Origin of the sequence: Bacillus sp. FSL W8-0645, assembly GCF_038007905.1 — a bacterium.
Classification (GTDB): domain Bacteria; phylum Bacillota; class Bacilli; order Bacillales; family Bacillaceae; genus Bacillus; species Bacillus pumilus.
In genome coordinates this window covers 1,567,987-1,583,152 of the sequence record NZ_JBBOYC010000001.1, presented here as the reverse complement: position 1 = coordinate 1,583,152, position 15,166 = coordinate 1,567,987, and the positions used below count along the sequence as shown (strand labels likewise).

The 15,166-nt window shown below is 41.9% G+C and carries 18 protein-coding genes and 1 other annotated feature; all 18 genes read right to left on the bottom strand.

Annotation, left to right across the window (positions count from 1 at the left end; all coding sequences use genetic code 11):
• Positions 1-101: 101 nt before the first annotated feature.
• The 18 genes from NST39_RS07970 to NST39_RS07885 all read right to left on the bottom strand — a co-directional run bounded on the left by NST39_RS07970 (position 102) and on the right by NST39_RS07885 (position 15,152).
• Positions 102-1,016, bottom strand: a complete 915-nt coding sequence (locus NST39_RS07970) for an RluA family pseudouridine synthase (RefSeq protein ID WP_341027809.1) — start codon at positions 1,014-1,016, stop codon at positions 102-104.
• On the bottom strand, positions 1,013-1,480 hold the full coding sequence (lspA, locus tag NST39_RS07965; protein WP_012009890.1) for a signal peptidase II: 468 nt from the start codon (positions 1,478-1,480) through the stop codon (positions 1,013-1,015). Before lspA ends, NST39_RS07970 begins: the two co-directional genes overlap by 4 nt.
• A gap of 94 nt (positions 1,481-1,574) precedes the next feature.
• Positions 1,575-1,949, bottom strand: a complete 375-nt coding sequence (locus NST39_RS07960; RefSeq protein ID WP_265208337.1) for a TraR/DksA family transcriptional regulator — start codon at positions 1,947-1,949, stop codon at positions 1,575-1,577.
• A 160-nt stretch (positions 1,950-2,109) separates the two neighbouring features.
• Positions 2,110-4,875: an isoleucine--tRNA ligase gene (gene ileS / locus NST39_RS07955; protein WP_341027806.1), complete on the bottom strand. Its 2,766-nt coding sequence runs from the start codon at positions 4,873-4,875 to the stop codon at positions 2,110-2,112.
• Positions 4,876-4,934: 59 nt separating this feature from the next.
• Positions 4,935-5,171: a binding site (T-box leader), on the bottom strand.
• A gap of 59 nt (positions 5,172-5,230) precedes the next feature.
• Complete coding sequence (locus tag NST39_RS07950) at positions 5,231-5,725, bottom strand: DivIVA domain-containing protein (RefSeq protein ID WP_044141980.1); 495 nt, start codon at positions 5,723-5,725, stop codon at positions 5,231-5,233.
• Between the two features lie 26 nt (positions 5,726-5,751).
• Positions 5,752-6,528 (bottom strand): YlmH family RNA-binding protein, encoded by a 777-nt coding sequence (locus tag NST39_RS07945; protein WP_265208335.1) that lies wholly within the window; start codon positions 6,526-6,528, stop codon positions 5,752-5,754.
• A gap of 53 nt (positions 6,529-6,581) precedes the next feature.
• On the bottom strand, positions 6,582-6,863 hold the full coding sequence (locus NST39_RS07940; protein WP_217013039.1) for a YggT family protein: 282 nt from the start codon (positions 6,861-6,863) through the stop codon (positions 6,582-6,584).
• A gap of 6 nt (positions 6,864-6,869) precedes the next feature.
• A complete protein-coding gene (gene sepF, locus NST39_RS07935; RefSeq protein WP_003212271.1) occupies positions 6,870-7,328 on the bottom strand; it encodes a cell division protein SepF in 459 nt (152 codons plus the stop codon).
• 1 nt (position 7,329) lies between these two features.
• A complete protein-coding gene (locus NST39_RS07930; RefSeq protein WP_044141983.1) occupies positions 7,330-8,019 on the bottom strand; it encodes a YggS family pyridoxal phosphate-dependent enzyme in 690 nt (229 codons plus the stop codon).
• A gap of 6 nt (positions 8,020-8,025) precedes the next feature.
• Complete coding sequence (gene pgeF, locus NST39_RS07925) at positions 8,026-8,865, bottom strand: peptidoglycan editing factor PgeF (RefSeq protein ID WP_341027805.1); 840 nt, start codon at positions 8,863-8,865, stop codon at positions 8,026-8,028.
• Between the two features lie 237 nt (positions 8,866-9,102).
• On the bottom strand, positions 9,103-9,339 hold the full coding sequence (locus tag NST39_RS07920; protein ID WP_008344958.1) for a YlmC/YmxH family sporulation protein: 237 nt from the start codon (positions 9,337-9,339) through the stop codon (positions 9,103-9,105).
• Between the two features lie 79 nt (positions 9,340-9,418).
• Positions 9,419-10,195 carry an ABC transporter ATP-binding protein gene (locus NST39_RS07915; protein ID WP_341027802.1) on the bottom strand — a complete coding sequence of 259 codons (777 nt, stop codon included), beginning with the start codon at positions 10,193-10,195 and terminating at the stop codon, positions 9,419-9,421.
• A gap of 130 nt (positions 10,196-10,325) precedes the next feature.
• Positions 10,326-10,682 carry a PTS glucitol/sorbitol transporter subunit IIA gene (locus NST39_RS07910; protein WP_007499733.1) on the bottom strand — a complete coding sequence of 119 codons (357 nt, stop codon included), beginning with the start codon at positions 10,680-10,682 and terminating at the stop codon, positions 10,326-10,328.
• Positions 10,683-10,708: 26 nt separating this feature from the next.
• A complete protein-coding gene (gene srlE, locus NST39_RS07905) occupies positions 10,709-11,719 on the bottom strand; it encodes a PTS glucitol/sorbitol transporter subunit IIB (RefSeq protein ID WP_044141984.1) in 1,011 nt (336 codons plus the stop codon).
• Positions 11,720-11,732: 13 nt separating this feature from the next.
• On the bottom strand, positions 11,733-12,263 hold the full coding sequence (gene srlA / locus NST39_RS07900; RefSeq protein WP_003210918.1) for a PTS glucitol/sorbitol transporter subunit IIC: 531 nt from the start codon (positions 12,261-12,263) through the stop codon (positions 11,733-11,735).
• Positions 12,264-12,281: 18 nt separating this feature from the next.
• The gene (locus NST39_RS07895) at positions 12,282-12,713 is read right to left on the bottom strand and encodes a transcriptional regulator GutM (RefSeq protein WP_003212289.1); all 432 of its coding nucleotides are present in this window, start codon (positions 12,711-12,713) and stop codon (positions 12,282-12,284) included.
• A gap of 12 nt (positions 12,714-12,725) precedes the next feature.
• The gene (locus NST39_RS07890) at positions 12,726-13,970 is read right to left on the bottom strand and encodes an NAD(P)H-dependent oxidoreductase (RefSeq protein ID WP_012009880.1); all 1,245 of its coding nucleotides are present in this window, start codon (positions 13,968-13,970) and stop codon (positions 12,726-12,728) included.
• Between the two features lie 243 nt (positions 13,971-14,213).
• Positions 14,214-15,152 (bottom strand): sugar-binding transcriptional regulator, encoded by a 939-nt coding sequence (locus NST39_RS07885; protein WP_050945093.1) that lies wholly within the window; start codon positions 15,150-15,152, stop codon positions 14,214-14,216.
• Positions 15,153-15,166 lie beyond the last annotated feature (14 nt).

Below are 15,166 nucleotides of genomic sequence, written 5' to 3'. Positions count from 1 at the left end.
ATACACGTGCACAAATTGATCCGTTATCCTTCTCAGCCTCTCTGGACTGTTTTAAAGAATCTTCATTTCTTCGTTTATTATTTCAAAAAAAGAACGGCCTGTCAATCGTTATTTCTTAATGAATCGATAAAAGCTTGCATATCAGCAGGAATCGGTGCTGTGAACTCGATATATTCTCCTGTTCTAGGATGATCAAATCCTAAAACACCTGCATGCAGCAGCTGACCATTGAAATCGACTGTCTTTCTCGGTCCATATTTCGGATCTCCTGCAAGCGGATAGCCGATATATTTCATATGAACACGAATCTGGTGTGTTCTTCCTGTTTCAAGTCGGCACTCCACCACCGTGAAGTCCTCAAAGCGTTCAATCACATCAAAGTGAGTGACGGCTTGTTTTGCACTTTCTTTTGTCACCGTCATGCTTTGGCGGTCTTTTTTGTCTCTGCCAATTGGGGCATCAATTGTGCCTGTATCATGCTGGATAATGCCATGGACAACGGCCGTATATTTTCTTGTGACGGTCTTAGCCACAAGCTGATTGACGAGTGATTCATGCGCCATATCGTTTTTTGCGACCATTAACAGTCCAGACGTGTCTTTATCAATTCGGTGGACAATTCCAGGACGCATCACACCATTAATGCCTGATAAGTCCGTGCAATGTGCCATCAGGCCATTCACAAGTGTTCCGGAGACGTGACCTGGCGCTGGATGAACAACCATTCCTCGTGGTTTATTCACCACTAGCACATCTGCATCCTCATAATAAATATCAAGATCCATTGGTTCTGCTTCTACATCTAGTACTTCTGGGTCTGGAATCTCGACTTTAATCTGATCTCCAGATTGTACTTTGTAATTGGCTTTCACTTGTTTCCCGTTTACTTCGATCAGCCCATCCTTTACCCACTGCTGGACCTGGGTTCTTGACCATTCTGGTTCTGTCGTGCTTAGAAATTTATCAAGCCGTTCACTCGTTTGTTCTTCTGAAACGGCAATATTTACTTGATTCATGTAGTTGACTCCTTCGTTTTCTTTCCATCTAAAAGCATTTGAATAAAGAGCAGAATAACCCCTACACATAGAGAAGAATCTGCAATATTAAAGATTGGGTAGTGATAATTCCCAAAGACGAAATGAGCAAAATCTACCACTTCCTGACGGAAAACGCGGTCGATAAAATTCCCAATCGCTCCGCCAAGCATTAAGGCCAGCGCAACTCCAAGCAGCTTGTCCTTTTGTCCATGCTTTTGCAAATAATAAACAATTCCCGCAATAACAACGAGTGTGATCACATAGAAAAACCACATTTGTCCTTGGAGAATTCCCCACGCGGCGCCTGAATTTCGGTGTGACGTGATATAAAAGAAGCCATCAATCACTGGATAAGAATCTCCGAGCATCATATTTTTGACAATGAGCCATTTTGTTAATTGATCTAAACAAATCATCACGAATGCGATTATGTAATAGAACACACACGTTCCTCCACTTTCATACTTTGATCTTTAAGCATTTTATCAAGAAAACAGGGAGGAGTAAAGAAACTTTAGTTGACAGACAAAAACCTCCCTACATGTGGAAGGCTTCAAAATGAGAATCATCTGATTCATGAGGATAAGGAGTGAATGCTTTTTTCTCGTATTGCTTATGATATAAAAAGTCGTCAGCCGTGCGGGCGGTAGGAAGAATAATCATTTGTTCAAGCGGAATGACATGACCTGTCGCCTCACATATACCATAGGTTCCTTGCTCAATTTTCGCAATAGCGAGAGACACATCTTGCAGCTCTTCTTTGATGTGATAAAGAAGCGTGGTCGTTTGGACCTCGTTCATTGAGACATGCTCAGCGGGTGAACGAAATGATGCGTATTCAAACAGTTTAGCTTGCAGCTCTTCTTTCATTTGAAGGAGTTCCGTGTAAATCGTCTCTAGATCGCCATTCATGTCGCTATTTCAACTCCTGCCCTGTCGTGATAATCATATTGTTACCCCGCCTGATCACTTTAAAGCCATAAGATTTTTCCTTTCGTTCTAAACGCTGTCATTTTCTCAGAATAGAAAACGCCCCGCTTATGGCGGGGCGCTAGTTGGTCATATCACACTGTTAATTCTGGTAATATTTTTCCACGATTTCAGCATTTTTAAGTGACAATGTTGGATATTTCGGATTTGCACCAACATCTTTTGAAATAACGCGAGAACGTTCGCACAATTCTCCTTCTGCTTTTTGAACCACAATACGTCCTGATGTGTATTCAGGTGCTGATGCATCTGCATTCTGCTTATCTTCTACCGTTAGTTCAGAGATGATAAAGAGCTGCTTCACATCTTCTTTAATGGATGCAAGAAGGTCTTTCACTTCATCTGTCGCGTAAAGTGTCACACTTGCTTCAAGAGAACGTCCGATGACTTTCTCGTTACGCGCAATTTCGAGCGCTTTTAGCACATCGTCACGCACTTCCATGAAGCGGTCGAACTTCGCTTCTGTCGCTTCTGCTTGAGAAACAGCAACACCTTCTGGCATATCTGTTAACTGAACACTTGGCTCTTCAACAAAGCTTAAGTGGCTCCATAATTCATCTGCTGTATGCGGAAGAATTGGTGCAGTCAGCTTCACTAACGCCATTAATGTTTCGTAGAAGACCGTCTGCATGCTGCGGCGGTCCGGATGGTCTGCATGCTCAATGTACACGACATCCTTTGCAAAATCGAGATAGAAAGAGCTTAACTCAATCGTACAGAAATTGTGAATCGCATGATACACGACAGCAAATTCGTAATCATCATAAGCCTTTTTCACTTTATCAATCAGTTTGTTTAATTTGATCAAGATATATTGATCCACTTCGCGAAGCTCTTCTACAGGTACTGCATGGACTGCTGGATCAAAGTCAAATAGGTTACCGTGCAGGAAGCGGAATGTGTTACGGATTTTACGGTACACCTCTGCTACTTGTTTTAAGATATCATCAGACACCGGGTGATCGGCTTGATAGTTGACAGAAGATACCCAAAGTCTAAGAATTTCAGCACCTAGTTGTTTAGCTACTTTGTCAGGTTCAATGGTATTTCCTAAGGATTTACTCATTTTACGTCCTTCTTTATCCAAAGTCATTCCATGGCTAACCACTCCTTTGTAAGGTGCTTTTCCTGTGATAGCTACAGAAGTAGATAAAGATGAGTTAAACCAGCCGCGATATTGGTCAGATCCTTCAAGGTAAAGGTCTGCTGGACGGACAAGGTCCTCTCTTTCTTCTAAAACGGCTTGGTGAGAAGAACCGGAATCAAACCATACATCCATGATATCCTGCTCTTTTGTGAATTCTCCGTTCGGGCTGCCTGGATGTGTAAAGCCTTCTGGCAAGAGCTCTTTCGCTTCTTTTTCAAACCAAATATTCGAGCCATGTTCTCTAAATAATTGAGAGACATGCTGAATGGTTTCATCTGTGATGATTGGCTCACCATTTTCGGCATAAAAGACCGGAATTGGAACGCCCCATACACGCTGTCTTGAAATGCACCAGTCACCTCTGTCACGCACCATATTGAATAGGCGTGTTTCGCCCCATGCTGGCACCCATTTCGTTTCTTTAATATTGTCTAATAGCGCTTCTCTGAAATCTTTAATCGAAGCAAACCACTGAGCGGTTGCACGATAAATCGTTGGCTTTTTCGTTCTCCAGTCATGCGGGTAAGAGTGCGTGATAAAGTCGAGCTTTTTTAGCGCGCCTTTTGCTTCAAGCTGTTCTGTGATGGCTTTATTGGCATCCTCGTAAAATAGTCCTTCAAAACCAGGTGCTTCGTCTGTCATGACACCTTTTTCATCTACTGGACATAGCACATCAAGACCGTATTTCATACTAACATTAAAGTCATCTTCCCCGTGACCTGGTGCTGTGTGAACACAGCCTGTACCTGCATCCGTTGTCACGTGGTCACCAAGCATCACAAGGGAATCTCTACCATAGATCGGATGCTCTGCAACGACGTTATCTAATTCTTTTCCTTTTAATGTTTTCACGACTTCATACTCTTCAAAGCCAAGCGTTTTTGCCACTTGTTCAACAAGCTCAGATGCGACAACATATCGCTCAGCACCCACTTGAAGAACGCTGTACTCTAGGTTTGGATGAACACAAATGCCAAGGTTTGCAGGAAGTGTCCAAGGTGTTGTTGTCCAGATGATGAATTGTTCGCCATTTTCAAGTACGCCTTTTCCATCTTTCACTTTAAATGAAACGTAAATGGATGGTGAACGTTTGTCTTTATATTCAATTTCCGCTTCAGCAAGAGCTGACTCACTTGAAGGAGACCAGTTAACAGGTTTTAGTCCTTTGTAAATATAGCCTCTCTTCGCCATTTCACCGAAGACAAGAATTTGCTGCGCTTCATACTCAGGCTTTAACGTGACATATGGATTGTCCCAGTCTGCTCTGACGCCTAATCGCTTAAATTGATTGCGCTGACCTTCGATTTGCTTCCAAGCATACTCCTCGCATAGTTTGCGGAATTCAGCTGTCGACATTTCTTTACGTTTGACTTTTTTATTTTTAGTGAGCGCTGTTTCAATTGGTAAGCCGTGTGTATCCCAGCCCGGTACGTACGGTGCATGGAAGCCATTCATTGATTTAAAACGGACAATAAAATCTTTTAGGATTTTATTGAGTGCGTGCCCCATATGAATGTCACCATTCGCATATGGAGGTCCATCATGCAAAATAAAGGTCGGGCGTCCTTTTGTACGCTCTAAAACCATTTGATAGATGTCTTTTTCTGCCCACTCCTCTTGGATTTCAGGCTCTTTGTTCGGCAAGTTCCCTCTCATTGGGAATTCTGTTTTCGGCATTAATAAGGTGTCTTTGTAGTTCATACCCATTCCTCCATATGCAAATTCTGATTAAAAAACAATAAAAAAAGCCCTCTCATCCCATAAGGGACGAGAAGGCTTGTCTCGCGGTACCACCCTTTTAGACAAGCGCTATGACACAGCCTCTTATCCACTCTAAAATCGTAACGTGATCAGACGCCTTTTCTTACTGGTCATTTCAGAAAAGGAACTAAAGGGGTGATCTCATTGCAGCGTCTCGTAATGTCAGGCTTCCACCATCCCTGATTCGCTTTATTACGCATATGACAACTGCGAGTGTCCCTTTCAAACGTTTATCTCTTGTTAATTTATGATGGTATTATATGCAACTTGTACGCATCATGTCAAGATGATGCGCTTATTCTTTTTCGTCAAAGACAGCGTCAACTTCATATTCCAGTAAATGATCCCAATCGTCATTTTTTAGAAGATCAAGCTGAGCTTCGATGAGCATTTGGAAGCGAGTTCTAAAGACTTTCGACTGCTTCTTGAGCTCTTCGATTTCCATCGCAATCTTTCGTGATTTAGATAGCGCTTCGTTGATAATACGATCTGCATTTTTCTCCGCTTCACGAATAATCAATTTCGCTTCTTTATCAGAATGACGTTTGACGTCTTCTGCTGCTTCCTGCGCCACAAGAATTGATTTGTTTAATGTTTCTTCAATTATTGCAAAATGACCTAGTCTTTCGTCAAGCTCGTTTACTTTTTCTTCGAGTTCATTCTTTTTGCGAAGCACGATTTCGTAATCTTTACGTACTTGGCTTAAAAACTCGTTTACTTCATCTTCGTCATAGCCGCGAAAGCTTTTTGTGAACGTTTTATTATGAATATCATTAGGTGTTAATGGCAACCTCGCCACCTCCAGATTCAAGTTCGTTATATCAGAAGCTCAAATGTTACTTTAAACTTATCTTTTTTGGTCTTCCCATCAATCGTTTTGAGGCTAAAGCGGCCAAATCCCCTGACAGAGAGCTGATCGCCTTCGCCAATTGTAAAGGAAGGGTCCTCAGTGACTTTCCAGTTAACTTTGACAAGCCCATTTTTGACCAAAAGCTGTGCCTTTTGCCGAGACTGACGGCTGATTGCAGCACATACCGCATCAAGCCGCAGTGAAGAAATTGTATCTTCTTTGATGTCAGTCTTGCTGATAACCGGCTTTAAATCTGCTTGCGTGATTTCCTCTAATGAAACGGAGGCTCTGCCGACATGCGTCAGCTGCGCTCGAACAAAATCGGCGACATCACTCGTACAAATAAACTGCACATCTTCCTCTGAAAATAACAAATCTCCAAATTTTTGACGCTTCAAGCCTGTCCCAATCAGTGAACCAAGGAGCTTCGGGTGTTCTAGCGAAATAAATTTTTTCGCATAGTTCACCTGAAAATAAGACAGCTCAGCATCCTGAGTAGCCGGTTCTAAATATTCAGGATAAATGAGCGCTCTTTTACGCTCCGCTCCTTCATACCCGCCAAAAAACATGATTCCAAGCTCATCAGCATGCTGGATGATGGACTCGGTAATAAACTGCTCACGCGGATCAAGAAAGTCTGTTAATTTCATTCGATACTGGTCGAGTGCGATTTTTTTCCAGCCTAACACTTGGTCGACAAATGGCTGTTCGTCTTTTCTAAAATGTTGATAAATATCGCTCATTTTGTTCCCCTCTTATGTAAAAGAGCCTGGCAGCGCCAAGCCCAGCAGCCTGTCTACATGAAGCGTGCAATCATATTGTAAAGACCAGTTAGTCCATATGTTGATGCAAAACGAATCACAAGCAATGCCACAATTGGCGAGATGTCAATCATGCCAATTGGCGGAATAATTTTACGAAATGGTTCTAAATACGGTTCGCAAATATTTGTCAGAAAGCGGCCAATTGCTGTTTCTCTTGCTGATGGCACCCATGACATAAAGATGTAAATAATAATCGCGAATGAGTAAATCGTTAATACCGTTTCTAAAATACTAAAAATGAAATTTAGAATCACTATGATTTACCACCTCTGAGGTTCTTCCTCTGTCAAAAGTTCTGATATTGTGCCAGATACATCCACATTATCAGGTGTGCAGAGGAATATATTCGAGCCAATGCGCTGGATGTCTCCACCGATTGCATAAACAGTTCCGCTTAAGAAGTCGATGATTCGCTTTGCTTGATCGTGCTGAATGCGCTGCAAATTCACGACGACTGCACGTCTGTTTTTAATATGGTCTGCAATCTCCTGCGCTTCTGCATAAACACGCGGCTCACTTAACACCACTTTAGAGGATTTCTGCACGCTTTGCAAGCTGACGACATTTTGTTTTCCTGTCTGCGGACGCTCTTGAAATGCCGCTTTGTCCTTCGTTCCTTTTTCTTCTTGGACTGGTTCTCTTTCTTCATCAATATATTCGTACTCATACTCTTCATCGTCGAGAGTGAAAAAGCTTTTAAACTTATTTTTTATGCTCATGTCACGCACCTCCTGTTTCATTTCCAACAAGTGAAGAGCCAATCCGAACGAATGTCGCACCTTCTTCAATTGCGATTTCAAAATCATTTGACATGCCCATCGATAAATGCTGACAAGGTGCATTTACTTGGTTAAGATGTTTTACTTCTTCTTGAAGGTTTTTTAATGTTTTAAAGCAGTTTCGTATCACAGTGTGATCGTCTGTAAATGGAGCCATCGTCATCAGTCCAGCAATTTCAATCTTTTTGAAATCGGCGAGCTGCTTCACAAATGGAATCACGTCTTCACTTTGTAAGCCATGTTTTGACTCCTCCAGCGATGTGTTCACTTGTACAAAACAGCGAACCGTGTGATCCACTCTTTTTTCAATTTCATTCGCAAGAGAGATCCTGTCGAGCGAATGTAAGTAGTCAATGCTCTGAATGACAGATTTTACTTTTCGTGTTTGTAAACTGCCGATGAAGTGCCAGCTAATGCTTTCATCGGTTATGGCCGCTTGTTTTTCAAGTAACCCTTGGTCACGATTCTCTCCAAAATGCAAAATTCCTGCTTCTTTGGCTTCTTGTGCTCGCTCAATCGAGACATATTTTGTGACAGCGACGACTGATATATCGTCTGGGTTCCGGCCGGCTCTTTTACATGCTTCGTTTATTTGTTCATTTATTTGTCTGAGATTCTCTCGTACATTCAATTGCTCTTATGCCTCCTTAAACCCGACAAAAGACATCATACGTCCTGTTTTTCCTTGATCACGCCGGTGTGAGAAGAATAGCTGATCATTGCAGCTTGTGCACATCGAACTGACATGTATGTTTTCTTCTTTCATCCCTGCATGAAGCAATACGTTTTTGTTTAATGTTTTTAAGTCTAATTTATATTGTCCTTGTGATATCTCGGAATACACATCCTCTGTCAAAAAGGGAAGCTGTTTCACTTGATTTAAGACCACATCATCAACTATGTAGCAGCAGCTGCCAATGGATGGTCCAATGACGACTTGTATTTGATCGGTCTTAGCACCTTCTTGATTGACCCATAGATCTATCATTTTTGCACCAATTTGCTTGACGGTTCCTTTCCACCCGGCATGGGCTGTTCCGATGAGTCCATGTTGCAGAGCTAGAAAATAAAGCGGAACACAATCGGCGAAACAAAGAGCGAGCATGATGTTCGGTTCAGACGTATATAAGCCGTCTGTTCCAGGCAGTGCCTCATGATAATGAAGACTTCCTCTTCCTCTTTGCTCCTTGGTGACTTTCTTGATGCGGTCCTCGTGTGTTTGGTCTGCAAACACCCAATCAGAGAGCGGCACAGCAATAGCATCTGCTATGACTTGACGATTCAGTTGGACACTAGAAGCATCATCTCCTACATGGAGTCCAGTGTTCAATGATTGATATGGAGAAAGGCTGAAGCCGCCATTTTTTGTCGTAAATCCGGCCAATACCTCTTTACCAGAACATGTCATGTTCGTCCAATCATGAATCATCATTGCATAAGGTGATTTCTGCTGAAAGGGGTCATAATTGTGTGTCAAAGCTGCCCTCCCACCTTTCATTCATCTCTCTTTATATCGCTCCTATTTTACCACAAGACATGCGTAGACAGTTAGTGGGATTCATTAAATATTACACTCAAATGTGCCCTTTCTACAGGTTTTTTTGCAAATTGATATGAAAACGTAATCTTTTTACCCGAAAAAGACATTGTTTGCTGAGAATGGAGAGCTTATGTTACGGATCATTAAATGATTCATTGAGGAGTTATACGAATTTTAAGAAGACAATCGGACAAGTATCACATCTTCGCCAATTTTTACTATATTTCGCCACGGGACAATCATTTCCTCTTCTTTCCCGAAAAATCCCATCATTTTACCTGTGCCGCCGATAATGATTGCTTGTATTTTACCGCTCGTGACATTAATATCAATGTCCCCAATGGTGCCTAGTTTTTTTCCGCTGGACACATCGACAACATCCTTGATTTGGAATTCAGAAATACTGATCATCTGTCCTTCCCCGCCTTTCGTTTTCTACTATAATATGTATGATGGAAAAGCAGGGACGCAGACCAATAGTTTCTTTTATCTACAATTTACTTAAGTGAGGACGGCCATTTCTCCACATCACATCTACCGGACATTCAAAGAAGGAAGAAAGCAAGTCGCTTGTCATCATCTCTTTTGTTTCTCCTTGATCAAAAACAGTCCCATCTTTTAATAATAAGGTGTGCTGAAAAACAGGCAAAATCTCTTCTGCATGATGGGTCGTGTAAAGCAAAGTAGGCGCATCAGGCTTTGAAGCAATGAATGAGATGGTCTCAAGCACCTGTTCTCTTGCTAAAAAATCAAGACCTGTCACAGGCTCATCTAAAATCAGGAGCTTGGGATCATTCATTAAAGCCCTCGCAATCAGGACTTTCTGCTTTTCTCCTTGTGAGAGTGTTTCATATGTCCGGTTTGCATATTTGAACGAACCAAATGCTTTTAATAGATCAATGGCTTTCTCCCTTATCTCATCTTTCGGGGTTTCATAAAGCCCGATGGAGGCAAATGCCCCGCTGAGAACAATTTCAAATGCATTGTCGTCTCTGTGCAGTTTCTTTTCAAGTCCCGCAGAAATGAGGCCAATTTTCTTCCTGAGTTTTTCGCCAAGAGCCTCCTTGCCAAAGACATGTCCCAGCACGGTCATCTCACCTGATGTAGGGAAATAATATGAGCAGAGCATATTTAATAAAGCGGTTTTCCCCGCACCATTTAAACCGTAAAGCACCCAGTGCTCCTCTTTGTTCACATGCCAGTCAACAGACTGAAGCAGCCATTTTCCATTTCGTTTTAAAGAAACATTCTTCAATTCAAGTGACACCATCATTTCCCCCTGAGTAAAAATTCTGAATAAACAAATAATGAATGTTTACAGCATATCGCAAATGCTCTTTCTGGTAAACCTCACATAAAAAAAGCTGCTCCATTTACGGAACAGCTTTTCTTCATAGCTACGAAATTTCAATTCGTACGCCTTCTTTTATATCAGGAAACGTGTGCGGGGATGCAAAGACAGCTCCCGGTAATACATCATCAAACGGCTCTTGGAAGTAGATCGAAATATGGCCGAGTTCTTTAAAGTTGTCATTTGCTTTATTGCCAAGGGCTGTGATCGTGTACGTTTGATCGCCCACTTGAATGGTACCGCCCAGTTTCAACGGCTCTTCTTCTAAATGTTCGAACTCATGAATGACGGACATATCTCTTAATTCCTGCGGCGCTGCGGGTCCAAATAAAACAATCAGCTTATCTTCTTTAAATTGCGGGACTAAGATCCCGATTTCTTTTACAACAGATTGTGTGACCATGTATCTCGATTCCTCCTTTAATACGTTTAATACATACCGAAGCTGGCAGCGTATGCGATCACAACAGATAGAACCCCTGTAATGAGACGGCTATACAAAACAGCTGGTACTCCATATTGTACCGTTTCCGGCTTCGCTTCACCAAGTGATAGCCCAACTGGAATGAAATCACACCCTACTTGACCGTTGATGGCAAATAGTGCAGGAAGTGCAAATTGAGGCGGAATATTTCCTAGTGCAATTTGACTCCCAATCAGAACACCGATCACTTGTGCAATGACTGCACCAGGTCCTAAGACAGGTGATAGGAATGGCAATGTACAGACCACAACGAGCAGTAAGAGTCCCCAAATAGATCCTGCCAGTGGTGATAGAAAATGGGCAATCAAGTCACCAATTTTTGTATAATTGATAATTCCAATTAACATACTGACAAATGCCATGAATGGAATAATGTTTTTCAAAAGCATATCAACGGAATCACGACCAGCCTGATAGAACGTACCGGTGACTTTCCCAATTCCTCTTGAGAACCTCATCAGGAAATTACCTTTTTCCTGACGCTCGAGATTTTCCTCTTTCAGTTTTGAATAGGTTTCTTTGAAATTCTCCTTGTCAATCGGCTCACTGTTTTCCTGACCTTCTACTTTTGCCTCACCACCCGATGCTTCCGCAAAGGAAATATCTTTTTCTGTAACGCCTGATACGAAGATATCCTCTGTAATATGTTTTGCCAGCGGTCCAGAAGGAGAGGATGCCAAAACGTCTACAGTTGGAATGCGCTTCATTGGATAAAGTCCGATTCGCGCGGTTCCTCCGCAATCAATGACAACACACATCATTTCATCTTCTGGTATCGAGTTTTTAAAGCCATCACATGCTTCTGTCCCTGTCATTTCTGCAATTTTACGTGCAACTGGGTGAATGCCTCCCCCTGTAATGGAAACAACCTTTCTTTTTTTACCGGTTGGTTCAAGCTCCAAGCCTTGTCCCCATCCGCCAGCACCTTTTGCAACAAATACTTTGTGGTTTGTCATGTCTAACCCTCCCCTATTGTGAATTCGCTTTCATTTTTCCTGCTAAGTACTTTGTAATCCATTCAGTAATAATACCGCGAAGTAAAATGACGACGATCCCGACTAAGAAGTACCGAACAGCAAGCTCTGACATTGAGTATCCTGCCTCTTTAATACCGTTCGCAATCCCTAAGTAGACAAACAGTTCTCCTGCGTTGGCATACGGAAACAGTGATGTCACCGGATGAACAAATGAAACAGCTGAATCATAGAATGCTGGTTTTTGTTTTTCGGGTAAGAAGCGGCCAAACGTATAAGCCATTGGATTTGTCAAAATAAGAACGGATAAGATCGGCATTAACGTGTAGCGCAAAATGGTATATTTCGCAGCAAACTGAATCGCTCTATTCACTCGCTCTTCTCCAATAAACTTCATGACAGCATAAGTGAAAGTAAGTAACACAACAAGCGTTGGAACGATACCTGTAACAAGACCCATGAATTGCTTTCCGCCGGCTTCAAACATTCCGATAAAGTGCTCTCCAAACCATTGAATCCATTCCATGTTTCATCTCCCCTTTCTTTAGTTCACATTTGTTATATTTTTTTTCGAAATCGAGACAAGTGCCTGTTCAGCCGCCATGGAAAGTGCGTGCATGACAGCTGGCCCCTTTTTGCGTTTTTTCAACGTCTGCTTCATCATATGGTGTTCGTCTAACACAGCCCCTACATGCTTTCCTTCATATGAAGGGACTTCTTTAAATTTAGATAAGATCGACACACCGCCAAGCACATGGCATTTTTGAATGATATACGATTCATCTACAATGATGAGCGCAATGGCTCCAGGGCCAACTTTGCGCCGCTCCATTCCTGAAAATAAGTGATAGCCCTGCTTCCCTCTGTAATCATCAATAAGTGAATCCATGCTCTTGCGGTAGTACTTGATTTGAATAAAAGATAACCCGTACTGCACAATGAGAATGATACAAAGTACGATAGCTAATTTTTCCACAGCTTCACGTCCTTATGATTGAAATAAATGATCTTGTAATGAACGCAGCTTCCAGACCGTTGTGTTTGAATCAAGCTCTACATCATCATGAGTCAGGAATTGTCCTAGTTTGATGTCTTTTTTCGCTACGACTTTTCCGCTGATTAAACCAATTGGAATGTGGCCGTTCGTTTTCATGTCTTGATGTGTTTCAAGAACACCTCTTACGGAGTATCCGCCAATCCCGTCAAGTGATTCTCCAGCTTTAATATCTCTTTTTGCCACAGCGACTGTTTCTGATACTGGTACACCAATTGGGTGGATGGATGAATCATGCTGTAAAACTGCTTTTGCGATGGTAACAGGTGTTTCAAGACTCGCTAAGTGGAAAGGACGGTAAAGTGTATAGTGTGGGCCTTTTCCAACTTTTAAGTAGCGAAGCTCTTCATCTACTGGCTCAAGGTCACTCTTCACGATGACAAATACACCTGGTGCAAGTCCATTTACATATTCAACGACTCCGAAGTTATCGAGCACGCCGCCTTGCTGTTTTTGATTCAATTTATCTGCTACATTTTCTAAATTGGCTTCGACTCCGTGCATACCGACTTTATCTGGCAGAAGCCCTGTCGCGTTACTTAATAAGTTCATTTCCGCCATTGTTTTTGTTCCGTCCTGGAATGCAGCCAGCATATGTGCACTCATATGTTTACTATCTGCTTCTGCTTTACACGTATCTGGATTTGCTTCTGGGAAGAATGGGTTGTTCTTTCCTTTCCCTGCAACGAGTACCTCAAGACCCATTGTTTTCGCAAATTCATATAATTCTAGTGTTGCTGCTGGTTCGTCTCCAGCTGATCCTGAGTAAACAAGTCCTGCATTTGTGAATAACTTATGCATGACCAACCCGATGGTAATATCAACTTCTACATTTAAAAGAACGAGATGTTTTTTCGAATTAAGCGCTTCCAAAGAAATGTTTGCTCCGACCTCTGGGACACCTGTTGCATCTACGACAACTTCTACGGAATCTGATTGAATCACTTCTCTGTAATCATTTGTGACAACCATTTGATGCGGCTTTGCATGCTGCTTGTAAAAATTCGCTGCCTTCTCTGCTGCACTAAGGTGAATATCACAAACACCAGCAACAATCATGCCTGGAATTTTAGAAATTTGTGAAATGAGTCCAAAGCCCATTTGGCCTGCTCCAATAATCCCTACTTTGATTGGATCTCCACTGCGTTCTCGAGCTAACAATTGTTGATAGATAGACATTTAAATCATCCTTTCAGGTTTTCTTGCTTCTCAATAGATTGCTAGAAATATAATCTGAAACTTTTAACAAATGTTATAAAAATTAACAAAAATCTGATTCTTTTAACATTTGTTATTTTATTTATCATTTGTTATGAACTTAGTTTATATGATGTGTCAACTTTGTGTCAAGCTAAAATCGATAAAATTTTCAATCTTTTTGAGTCTAAAGACTCAAAAAAACTACCTAATGATATTAGGTAGTTACTTTAATAAGGCATCTCCAGTTCGTTCATCGGTAATTAATACATGAATTAATCCACCTGCTAATGCCGCCCGAATTGCTTCAATTTTCTCTTCGCCACCAGCGACACCTATGACAAGCGGAATTTCTTTTAGCTTTTGGGGGCTTATGCCCATCACCCGGTCGTTCCATGGGTGGGGATATACTTCCCCTTGATGATCAATAAAGTTATAGCAAATGTCACCTGCTACATCCTTTGCTTGAAGGATGTCCTCTTCGCCGCTTGTCATATAGGATTTCACCATCGTTGAATGCTGCGGAACACCACCAATTCCGACAACCGCGATATTTGATGATTCTCCTAGTTCAATCACTTTTTTGATTGACGGCTGCCGGATCAGTACATCTTTCGCTTCTTTCGTATCAAGCATGACAGGTACATGTAAAAACTCACATTTAGATTTGAGTGCCTCTGTGCATCTCGCAATAATATAGTTGGCGTGGATATCGACATCTTCATTTCCCACACCTCCGACAAGCGGAACAAATGTCACGGATGGATAGTGCTGAACAGACGTAACCGCTTTCGCCATCTCATGCAGCGTTGTCCCAGAGGAAAACCCAATAACTTGTCCATCCTTCATTACTTTTAATAAAAAGCTTGCCGCCGCGGCACCGATTCGGCTTTTGGTTGTGTCTTTGCTGAGTGTTTCCACACAGACGACTTCTCGGAGCCCATATTTACGTTCTATTTTTCTTTCTAACGATCCATACTGTTGGTTGACTTCATCATGAATAATGATTTCCACGATTCCTGCTTCACGTGCTTTTGCCAAATATTTCGATATGAGCGAACGGCTAACCCCAACCGCTTCTGCAATGTTAGATTGAGTGGCGCCTTCTTCATAATACATATGCGCAACCTTAATGAGCAGCCTTCTTTCATCATGGAATGTCATAATAACCCTTCTTT